Genomic DNA, 9,732 nt, shown 5'->3' on the forward strand with positions numbered 1-9,732 from the left:
TGGATGTCAAAAACCAAGCGGAGGTATAGTCGACAAACGACCAAATGGTCGACAGGCGCCGACGGAGGGCAACGGGGTGGACCACAAGTTCGAGTGGCAGGAGCAGCGGATGACGACGCCGGACGGCGTCTACCGCACACTGCGTGCCGCCATCCTCGATGGGACCGTACCTCCCGGTGGCCAGCTGCGTGAGGCGCACATCGCCGCGGATCTCGGGATCAGCCGCTCCCCGCTGCGCGAGGCGCTGACCAAGCTGGAGGAGGAAGGGCTCGTCGTAAAGATCCCCTACCGCGGGGCGTTCGTCGTGGAGGTGAGCGCTCGCGAGGTCGCCGAGATCGACTCGATCCGGCTACGTGTCGAACCCTACGCCGCCGAGCTCTCGGCCGAAGCACTGCGCGGTCCTGAGCGGCCCCAGTTGCTGCAAACCGTCGAGGATCTCCGCCGGGCAATGGAGAAGGACGACATCCCGGCCAGTATCGACGCACACCTTCGCTTCCACAGGCTCTTCTACGATCTCTCGGGGCACGGCATCCTGCAGAGTCTCTGGAACGGCTGGGAGACCAAGCTGCGCCTCTACCTCAGTGTCGATCACCGCACTTACAGCGACAACCCGCATCAATTGGTCGTCGAGCACGAGAGGTTGGCCACCGTTGCCCTGGAAGGCGACACCGACGCGTTCCGTCAGGAACTGGCCGCCCATTTCCCCGTGGGACTGCGAGCCCAGCCGGGAGACCAAGGGGAACACGCGCACCGGCATGCATGAGGCCATGCAGCCTGCGTGAAGTGTCCAAAGGCAACCTCATTCAGCGGGGTGGACGCGAAGCAGTACGTCTCGGTGCGCTGGTGCCGTCCAGCCAGGTCACCGTCATCACCGGTTCCGCCACCCGCTCGGACGTCACCTGCCTGCGGGTCACCACGGCGATACCTGGCGCGGCCCTTGTCCGGGCGAGGTAGGGGCGTATTCCAGGACCGAGCGCACCGGCAGCACCACGGCGATCTTGACCTGCCACAGCAGGTCGGCGCCCGTCGCCGTGGCTGCGAGTCACGGTGGAAATCCGGAACAGCTCCGGTCCGTCGGCAGCGGCATGCCCGCCGGCAGGGCTGCCGGCAGACGGCCGGCGAACTTCTGCTCGCTGACGAACCGCGCCGAGCGCAGCATGGACCACTGCACGGATGGTCCGCACGGCTCCTGAAGCCGCGGGCGACGCGTCGGTGAAGCTCGATGAAGCCGCTGGAGTCTTGATGGCCGTGTCAAAGGAGTGTGTCTGTCGCCGGTGCTGTCAGGCGTCGGTGTCGGCCGCCTCTTCGAGCAGTGCCAGGGCGTGGTTGTGGAACCGGCGTTCGGCATCGCGGCATGGGGCGTTGAAGAAGGCTCGCTGAGCTTCGGCAAGATCGCAGTCCAAGAGCCCCATGGTCACGACTGTGGCTTCCACGCCGTGGCAGCCGTTGTCTCTGAGGAACTGCTGGAGTGCGTCCGTGTCGCCGGTCGACTCCCAGACGGGCCGGGCGGTTTCCTGCATGGCTGCGATGCGCGCTGATCGTTCTGCGTCGAAGCTCACTGGACCCGCCTCTCTGGCATGGGTCCGCAGACTATCGCCGGTGGTGGGGCGCGTTGGTCCATTGAGCGGCGCGAGGCAATGGTGGACGCAGGGTGAAGGGCCTTGGAGTCGCACCCCGGCAGCGCCGTCCGCACCGTGCCGACGTTCAACGGGCCACGCCGCGTGGAGCGCGGGTCGCGAGGCGCGGGGACGCTGACCGGGCCGCTGTACCTCTGAACAGCGAACGCTGACTGATAGTCAGGTCAAGCTGCTTCACTGCATCACTGCATCACTGCATCACTGCATCACGCACTGGCCATACGATCGCGATCGAGTCTCAGTCTTGACAAAGTCTAAACTGGAGCATACTTTTCAAGCTCCTTGAGTAGGTGTGCGTGGTCTGGGCGGGTTTGTTCACGTTGGTTGGCCGTCACACCTGGCCCCTGCTGAAATCGGAGTTGGACATGAGGTGCTACGACTGCCTCCAGGAGGCCCGCAGCGACACCACCGGCATCGGAGTGTGTTCGCGCTGCGGCTTGGCCACCTGCGAGAACCACGCCCGCGTACGTCAGGTACAGGTCACCCGCCAGATCGGCATGGGTGCTGCGTACGGCCGCATCCCGGCACGCAGGGTCGTATGCCACACCTGCGACATGGCCGAGACGGCCCACTGACCCGCATGGTGCGCTTATCGCACCGCATCATCGGTCGTCGAATGCGCGCTGTCCGTCCGTGCGCCCGTTGTTGGCCTGCCCGGACGCCGTCCCGGATCACTGGCGCGGCGTCCGGGCCTCAGTCGTGGCCATGGTCATTGCGTCACGCTGGAGGCGCAACCGCGGACGACAAGAGGTCGCAGGAGCAGAACGAGGACGGATCAATCGCCGGGTGGCCAGGACGTCAACTGCGGCGAGGGCCGGGCGCGCCGCTTGGATCGGGGGACTTCCAGGGCTGTGTGATCGACGCGGCCGCGACCACCCGATAAGGATCTGTGCCCGGACTGACGGGCGGACACCCACTGACCGCCGGGCGGTCCGAGCTGCCGCATGCTGCAACTCGGGCAGCTGAATGCCGGCGACGCCTGTGCTGTCGTGATCGGTCCGCCGCGGGACCTTGAGAGGCAGGGGCGTCAGTCGGAGTGCGTCGGCGGCGGACGCGTCGGCAGTTTCCCCCAAGGGCCTCCACGATGTCCCCACCGACGGTCATCCCGACGTGTCCTGGGGGCAGGGACGGTCGTGGAGTCCACGCTGACCCGGCGCAAGTCCGCCTTGCCCTGGCGGGTGACTTCGGCGATCAGGCCTTCCGGCAGTGCGGTGAAGAGACCGGCGTTCCTCCCGGCCGGCAAGTGCCCGTAGGCGGTCGGCCAGTCCCGGACTCGCCTGCCATCTCACGCCGCTGCGTGCTTGCCCTGAACCGCCGCATCGCGCCGTCGAGCTGATTCCGCAGTCGCTCAGGGTAGGGCCGTACTCGCCCGTCGGCCAGAACGGCGCGGTCAACTTCCACTGTTCGTCGGAGAGTTGCCTCAGCGTCATGGTCGTCTTCCTGTCGGATCCGCCTGCCTGCCTCATCCGGATCGGCTCGACCGTCCGTGTCAACCGCTCGACATGATCGTCCACGCCGAACCTGATGAGGCCGGTGAGCCGGGTCGCGACGTCGACCGTCGCTTACAGCAGCGTCGGTTGAGCCGCATGTGGCGTTCCGGGGTCGCACTCGGGGCTGAAGTCTGTATTGACAGTGCTCGACGGGCACCCATATGGTCGACAAACGACAATACGGTGGCAGTTTTAAGTCACCATATGGTGCTTTGTCGCCACTGTTACTCGAGAGGAGAACCGAGTACAGATGATCAAGATTCATACGATGCAGGTTCTTATGCGGAACCGCGTGGGTTTGTGCCCTGCTCCGTCCGCGGAGGGGGCGCGATGAGCCAGTCCGTGGCTTCGGCAGCGAACACCGACTCGGCTTCCGATCGGCTTCACGCAGCGGGCCTGGCCCTTCCCGAGCTCCGTGACAACCCGTACTACGTGCACCACCGCAAGGTGGGCTCCAGCATCTACATCTCGGGCCAACTGCCGTACAAGGACGGTCGGCTGCTGGGACAGGGCATTGTCGGCAGGGACGTCGAGCTGGAGACGGCCAAGGGGCTCGCGCGCCATGCCGCGCTCAACTGCCTCGCCGCCGCTGTGCAGGCGGTGGGCGATCTGGACCGGGTCCGGATCGTGCAGATGCTGGTCTTCGTGGCCAGTACGCCGGACTTCGGTGAGCAGTCGAACGTCGCCAGCGCGGCCAGTGACCTGCTCATCGAGGTGCTGGGCGAGAACGGGCGACACGCCCGCACCGCGATCGGCGTCGCCGGGCTGCCGCTCAACAGTCCGGTCGAGATCCAGATGGTCTGCACCGCTGTGTAGGGCGGGCCCGACGGCGGTGTACGCAAGTGCGCGCGACATCGCGGGCCGCGCGCATTCGGCATCCAGGGGGAGTCAGCACCCGTGCCCCTCGGTCATTCCAGGCAGAACCACAAGGAGGGCAGCGTGAACCGGCTGCAACAAGCACTCGACGCTCTGGTCGAGCGGATCGACACCCCCGCGCCGATCGTGCTGGTCGACGTCCTGCAGGGCAACATCGACCGCATACAGAGCTTCGCCGACCAGCGCAACCTCAAGGTCAGGCCGCACGTCAAGACGCACAAGTGCGTGGAGATCGGGCGACGCCAGATCGAGGCCGGCGCGGTCGGGATCACCGCGGGAAACGTCGGTGAGGCCGAGGTCTTCGCCGCGGCCGGATTCGACGACATCTTCCTCGCCTACCCGATCTGGGCCGCGGGAACGAAGCGAGCCCGGATCCGCCGGCTCGCCGAGTCCGTCCGGCTGCGGGTCGGCGTCGACAACGTCGCGGCGATCGAGGCCCTCGCCGACGCGATGGGAGACGAACCGGACCGGCTGCAGGTCGTGATCGAGGTCGACTGTGGCGCCCGTCGGTCCGGGGCGCCGCCCGAGGCTGCGGGCGATCTCGCGCTCGCCGCCCGCAAGCGCGGTCTGGTGCCGGTGGGCGTCTTCACCTATCCAGGTCACGGCAGCACCGGTCGGGATGCTCGCAGGCGCGCGGCGCAGGACCAGGAAGCCGCGCTCATCACCGCGGTACGCAGCCTCGCCGACGTCGGGGTCACCGCAGAGGTGGTCAGCGCCGGCTCCACGCCCACCGTCGAGTACTCCACCAGCAGCAGCGTGATCACCGAGATCCGTCCCGGCGAGTACGTCTTCGGCGATCTGAACAACGCCCGGCTGGGCTCCTGCACGGAGGACCAGATCGCGTTGTTCGTCGCCGGCACCGTGGTCAGCGACTGGGTCCCCGACCAGGTCATCCTCGACGTGGGCACCAAAGCCCTCAGCCGCGAAGGCAGTCCCGAGATCGGCTACGGCGGCATCGCCGGCACGAAGGCGGTCCTGGCGAAGCTCAACGAGTACCACGGGTTCCTTCCGCTGCCGGACGGCGAGTTCCGCCCCAGCGTCGGCACCGTCGTACCGGTGGTGCCCAACCACGTATGCCCCGTCGTCCTCGGTTTCGAGGAACTGATCGTCACCGACAGCACGGGCACGTCGCTGCAGCGCTGGCCGGTCGACGCCCGCGGATTCCTCAACTGACCGGCACGGGACGAGATTTTCGTGGCCGAGCCCCCCGCAACCCGACCTACCTCCCCCGTAAAGGAGCGCCTTACATGAGACTCAACAACGTCGCGGCCCTGGTGACCGGCGCCAGCAGTGGCATCGGGGAGGCGGTGAGTTCCCACTTCCGGCGCGAGGGCGCGAGGCTGCTGCTCACCGGCCGCAGGGAGCGGCTCGACAGCGCTGAGCCCGACGACCTGTATGTTCCTGGAGACCTCAATGACGAGGCGTTCGTCGAGCACCTGGCCAAGCAGGCCGCCGAGTCCTTCGGCACCGTCGATGTCGTCGTCCTCAACCACGGCCTGCAGGCCAGCAGTCCGCTGACCGAGATGGCCTACGACGACGCGAAGAACGTGCTCGAGAGCAACCTGCTCAGCGCGTTCCTGGTGATGAAGCACTTCGCGCCGCTGATGCCCGAGGGCGGCGGCTCGTTCGTCTGCGTCGGTTCACGGCTCGGCATGGTCGGCAAGCCCGGGGAGGTTCTGTACTCCGCGGCCAAGGGAGGCCTCATCATGCTCGCCAAGGGCGCGGCGATCGAATGGGCCCCGCGCAACATCCGTGTCAACATCGTCGCTCCGGGCCTGACCGCCACCCCGATTATCGAAGCGGCATTCCAGCGCAGGTCCGACCCCGAGGGCTACCGCCGCGAGCGCGAGATGCAGATCCCGCTCCAACGCCTCGCCACCCCTGAAGAGGTCGCTGACGCGGTGCTCTTCTTCGCATCGTCGGAGTCGTCGTACGTGACCGGATCGGTCCTGACCGTCGACGGCGGGTACACCGCTTTCTGACCACCCTGCTGGGCATCACCTCCAGCAATGGGCTGATCGACCTGCTCTCCGTCTCGCCTTCTGCCTCGGGCGATCGTCGATTGCGGCATGAACGGTCGAGCACGCGTCGAGCGCGTCCCCGATTCGCCGCACTCGAACGGTGCCACCCACAGGGCGCCCGTGCCGACAACAGCATCCGAGCCCCCGGCCACCCCGGCACCAGCCGCGACGCGTCGCCGGTCTCCGCACGCCGCGAACGGGCCACGCCCACGAGTGCGTGCCAGACGCCGCTCGGCAACGACTCATCGACCGTGGCCGCGGCTACCAACCTCTCCAGCTCAAAAAGGAAAGACATGTCGCTCCTGAAGGCCATCGACACCCATCCCTCCTTCGCGCCGCGCGAGTCCGGCCCGCTCCCGGAACGCCTGATTTCCGGCAACCCCGCCTTCAAGACCTGGGCCCAGGACGTCGCCCGTGGGGAGTCGATCCATACGGGCGTCTGGGAAGCGACGCCCGGCGAGATGCGCTCGATCAAGGGCGAGACCTTCGAGTTCTGCCACATCCTCTCCGGCATCGTCGAACTCACACCCGAAGGCGGCGAGCCGGTGATCTACAAGGCCGGCGACAGCTTCGTCATGAAGCCGGGCTACGTCGGCGTCTGGAAGACCATCGAAACCGTGCGCAAGATCTACGTGACCGTGATGTGATGTCACGCCCGGCCCCGATCGCCTTCGGGATCTCTCCCGAAGCTACCTGCTGAGCAACGTCGCCGGGGCCGATGGACCGCTCGGCCCGTTCCTCAGCCGCAGGCCCGGCACTGCTTCATCCCTCACGAGAGCCCTCATGCTGCGGCTCTGGTGAGGACCGCCCCCACTCCGCTGGTCACCGCCTGTCACGGCTCCAGCTCCCCACCGCCACTCAGCAGGCTTCCAGCCGGCGTCGCCCCGACGACAAGGTCGTCGCGGACTTCGATCCACCGCGAACACGCGCCCAAAGCGGCGATCGGCAACGCAAGCGGGCGGATGCTCTGTCCGCGTTCGCCACCCTGCACCATCCCATCCCCCCCGCACCCGCGAGGCAAAGCCCCGCACAGCTGGTCCCACGCGTCCCCAGATGAGGAGTATTGCCATGAGTGATGCCCAGATCGGTCGTAGAGCGCTCCTGCGCGGAGCGGGCGGCCTGGCCGCCCTCGCCGCTCTTCCCTCCCTCGCCGCCTGCGGCACCGGCACCAGCCGCGTGTCGTCCGGTGGGGGCAAGGGCGGCAAGACGGTGGTCGTCCGTGACAGCGGCGGTTCCTACGGCGCGGCGCTGCAGAAGGCGATCTACACGCCGTTCACGCAGGAGACCGGCATCCAGGTGAAGGTGCTCAACCTGGACGACGCTCCGCTGCTGGCGCAGATCAAGCAGGGCCGCCCGCAGTGCGACCTCATCAACAACTCGATGATGTCCCACACGAAGTACGTGAAGCAGGACGCGCTGGAGGCGCTGGACCTCGACCGGATCAAGAGCGTGAAGAGCGCGAAGATCCCCGAGAACCAGATCACCGAGCATGCTGTCGGCAGCAGCTTCTACGGAGCTTGTATGGCGTACCGCACGGATGCTTTCGGGGGTAAGAAGCCGGAGTCGTGGGCGGACTTCTGGGACACCAAGGCGTTCCAGGGCGCCCGCGCGATGGTGCACCCGGACGGTGACCTGCCGGAGCTGGAGTTCGCGCTGCTGGCCGACGGTGTCCCGATGGACAAGCTGTACCCGCTGGATGTGGACCGTGCTTTCAAGGTGCTGACGCGGCTGCGGGGCGACATCAAGAAGTTCTGGGACAGCGGCCCGCTGCCCGGTGTGCTGCTCAGCCGCCAGGAGGTCACGATGTCCACGGTCTGGGACGGCCGTATCGCCGATCTGCAGAAGCAGGGTGTTCCGGTCGCACGGCAGCTCAACGGTATGCGCCGGCAGTTCCAGGGCTATGCCATCGCCAAGGGCGCGGCCAACGTGGACAACGCCTACAAGCTCATGGACTTCTCGCTGCGGGCGGAGAGCCAGGCCGCCCTGGCGAAGGCCTTCCCGTCGAACCCGGCTTCTGCGGAGGCCTACACGATGCTCACCAACGAGGAGCGTTCCAAACTCGCCGGTGCGCCCCAGTACTACGACAAGGGTTTCGACACGGACATCGACTGGTGGCTGAAGAACGAATCGGCCGTCACCAAGCGCTGGTTGGAGTGGGCTCGTGGCTGAATTCGGTGTCGCCGCACCGTCGGTGAAGGTGGCCGGCGGCAAGCCGGCCACCGCGACCGGCAAGGCGCTGTCGGTAGTGGCGTTGCGCAAGACCTACGGGGACGTGGTCGCTGTCGACGAGGCGTCGATGGAGATCGCGGCGGGGGAGTTCGTCACCTTCCTGGGCGCCTCGGGGTCGGGCAAGACCACGACGTTGATGATGATCGCCGGGTTCTGCGAACCGGACTCCGGCACCATCACGGTCGGGGACCGCGACGTCACCCGGCTCGCCCCGCAGAAGCGGAACCTCGGTTTCGTCTTCCAGCAGTACCTGCTCTTCCCGCACATGACCGTCGCCGAGAACGTCGCCTTCCCGCTCACGTTGCGTGGGGTGTCGAAGGACGAGATCCGCCGGCGGGTGGGGGAGACGCTGGAGATCGCGGGCCTGTCCCGCTTCGGCGGCCGTAAGCCGCGTGAGCTGTCCGGTGGTCAGCAGCAGCGTGTGGCTCTGTGCCGGGCGCTGGTCTACCGCCCGCCGGTGATCCTCATGGACGAGCCGCTCGGCGCGCTGGACAAGAAGCTCCGCGACCAGCTCCAGGTCGAGATCAAGACCATCCAGCAGGAACTCGGCCTGACCGTCATCTACGTGACGCACGATCAGGAAGAGGCGCTGGTGATGTCCGACCGCATCGCCGTGATGCGCAACGGTCTGATCGAGCAGTTCGACACCCCCCGGCAGCTGTTCGAGCGGCCGAGGACCCCCTTCGTCGCGGACTTCCTCGGCGCGGCCAACTTCCTGCCCGGCCGCATCGAGCAGCACACCGACGAGCACACCCTGGTTCGCCTCGACAACAGTGGCGGCCTGCTGAAGGCGCGCCGCCACGACCGGGCCTCCGGCACTCAGGTCAAGGTCGCCGTGCAGCCGGGCCGGCTGCGAGCCTGCGCTACCGACGACGGCTTCTGTACCGGCACGGTGGAGACCGCGACCTATGTGGGCACGCTGGTCCGCGCGGGGGTGCGGATCGACGGCGGTGACGCCCCGCTGCTGCGCCTGGAAGTCCCCGCCGGCCGAGGCCCCGTCGCCGGCGAGCGGGTCGGGATCACCGTCGACCCGGACGACATCAACCTCTTCGCCGACGAACAGGGCGGGTGAGCCATGGCCGCCCTCACCGCCACCGCCCCCGCCCGTCCGCGCAAGCTCCTGGCTTCGCGCAAGACCAGGGTCGGGATCCTCTACGCGCTGCCGGTCGTCGTCTACCTGCTGGTGCTGTTCGTCTACCCGATCTTCAGCACGCTGCTGCTGAGCCTGAAGGCCGCCGACGGCTCGTTCACGCTGCACTGGTACGCCGACGCACTCACCGGCGTGAACCTGTCGGTGCTGTTCACCACGCTGCGGATCTCCGCCGAAACGGCCGTGCTGAGCCTGGTGTTCGGGTTCGTCCTGGCCCAGGCGATCTGCCGGCTCAAGCCCCTGTGGGCGGGCCTGGCGATGCTGGTCGTGGTCGTGCCGCACTTCGTCAGCGCCCTGGTACGTACCTACGGCTGGATCATCATGCTCGG

General features: G+C 67.4%; 9 protein-coding genes and 2 pseudogenes. 10 read left to right on the forward strand and 1 reads right to left on the reverse strand.

Annotated features, from left to right (window positions below):
* The first annotated feature begins 76 nt into the window (after nucleotides 1-76).
* Entirely contained in the window at nucleotides 77-763 is a 687-nt protein-coding gene (locus ACF1A1_RS26605) for a GntR family transcriptional regulator (RefSeq protein WP_392003335.1), read from the forward strand.
* 517 nt (nucleotides 764-1,280) lie between these two features.
* Here ACF1A1_RS26605 and ACF1A1_RS26610 read toward each other — a convergent pair.
* Nucleotides 1,281-1,559 (reverse strand): hypothetical protein, encoded by a 279-nt coding sequence (locus ACF1A1_RS26610; protein WP_392003336.1) that lies wholly within the window; start codon nucleotides 1,557-1,559, stop codon nucleotides 1,281-1,283.
* A gap of 443 nt (nucleotides 1,560-2,002) precedes the next feature.
* Here ACF1A1_RS26610 and ACF1A1_RS26615 point away from each other — a divergent pair, with 443 nt between their 5' ends.
* The 9 genes and pseudogenes from ACF1A1_RS26615 to ACF1A1_RS26655 form a co-directional block, all read left to right on the forward strand.
* A complete protein-coding gene (locus tag ACF1A1_RS26615; protein WP_391136568.1) occupies nucleotides 2,003-2,212 on the forward strand; it encodes a DUF2180 family protein in 210 nt (69 codons plus the stop codon).
* A gap of 1,257 nt (nucleotides 2,213-3,469) precedes the next feature.
* On the forward strand, nucleotides 3,470-3,943 hold the full coding sequence (locus ACF1A1_RS26620; protein ID WP_392003338.1) for a RidA family protein: 474 nt from the start codon (nucleotides 3,470-3,472) through the stop codon (nucleotides 3,941-3,943).
* A gap of 123 nt (nucleotides 3,944-4,066) precedes the next feature.
* A complete protein-coding gene (locus tag ACF1A1_RS26625; protein ID WP_392003340.1) occupies nucleotides 4,067-5,176 on the forward strand; it encodes an alanine racemase in 1,110 nt (369 codons plus the stop codon).
* 74 nt (nucleotides 5,177-5,250) lie between these two features.
* A complete protein-coding gene (locus tag ACF1A1_RS26630; RefSeq protein WP_392003341.1) occupies nucleotides 5,251-5,985 on the forward strand; it encodes an SDR family NAD(P)-dependent oxidoreductase in 735 nt (244 codons plus the stop codon).
* A gap of 332 nt (nucleotides 5,986-6,317) precedes the next feature.
* Nucleotides 6,318-6,671, forward strand: a complete 354-nt coding sequence (locus ACF1A1_RS26635) for a cupin domain-containing protein (RefSeq protein WP_392003343.1) — start codon at nucleotides 6,318-6,320, stop codon at nucleotides 6,669-6,671.
* Between the two features lie 150 nt (nucleotides 6,672-6,821).
* Nucleotides 6,822-7,021: pseudogene (locus tag ACF1A1_RS26640) on the forward strand (IS110 family transposase); the annotation flags it as partial.
* Between the two features lie 71 nt (nucleotides 7,022-7,092).
* On the forward strand, nucleotides 7,093-8,193 hold the full coding sequence (locus ACF1A1_RS26645; protein ID WP_392003344.1) for an ABC transporter substrate-binding protein: 1,101 nt from the start codon (nucleotides 7,093-7,095) through the stop codon (nucleotides 8,191-8,193).
* Entirely contained in the window at nucleotides 8,186-9,325 is a 1,140-nt protein-coding gene (locus ACF1A1_RS26650; RefSeq protein WP_392003345.1) for an ABC transporter ATP-binding protein, read from the forward strand. The genes ACF1A1_RS26645 and ACF1A1_RS26650 overlap by 8 nt, the downstream gene beginning before the upstream one ends.
* A gap of 3 nt (nucleotides 9,326-9,328) precedes the next feature.
* A pseudogene (locus ACF1A1_RS26655) lies at nucleotides 9,329-9,732 on the forward strand (ABC transporter permease); the annotation flags it as partial.

Origin of the sequence: Streptomyces sp. NPDC014995 (assembly GCF_043080745.1) — a bacterium.
Taxonomy (GTDB): domain Bacteria; phylum Actinomycetota; class Actinomycetes; order Streptomycetales; family Streptomycetaceae; genus Streptomyces.

What these genes read in the sequence shown, in the direction of transcription:
- ACF1A1_RS26615 (WP_391136568.1), top strand. Translation starts at nt 2,003, where the DNA reads ATGAGGTGCTACGACTGCCTCCAGGAGGCCCGCAGCGACACCACCGGC.
- ACF1A1_RS26630 (WP_392003341.1), top strand. Translation starts at nt 5,251, where the DNA reads ATGAGACTCAACAACGTCGCGGCCCTGGTGACCGGCGCCAGCAGTGGC.
- ACF1A1_RS26635 (WP_392003343.1), top strand. Translation starts at nt 6,318, where the DNA reads ATGTCGCTCCTGAAGGCCATCGACACCCATCCCTCCTTCGCGCCGCGC.
- ACF1A1_RS26645 (WP_392003344.1), top strand. Translation starts at nt 7,093, where the DNA reads ATGAGTGATGCCCAGATCGGTCGTAGAGCGCTCCTGCGCGGAGCGGGC.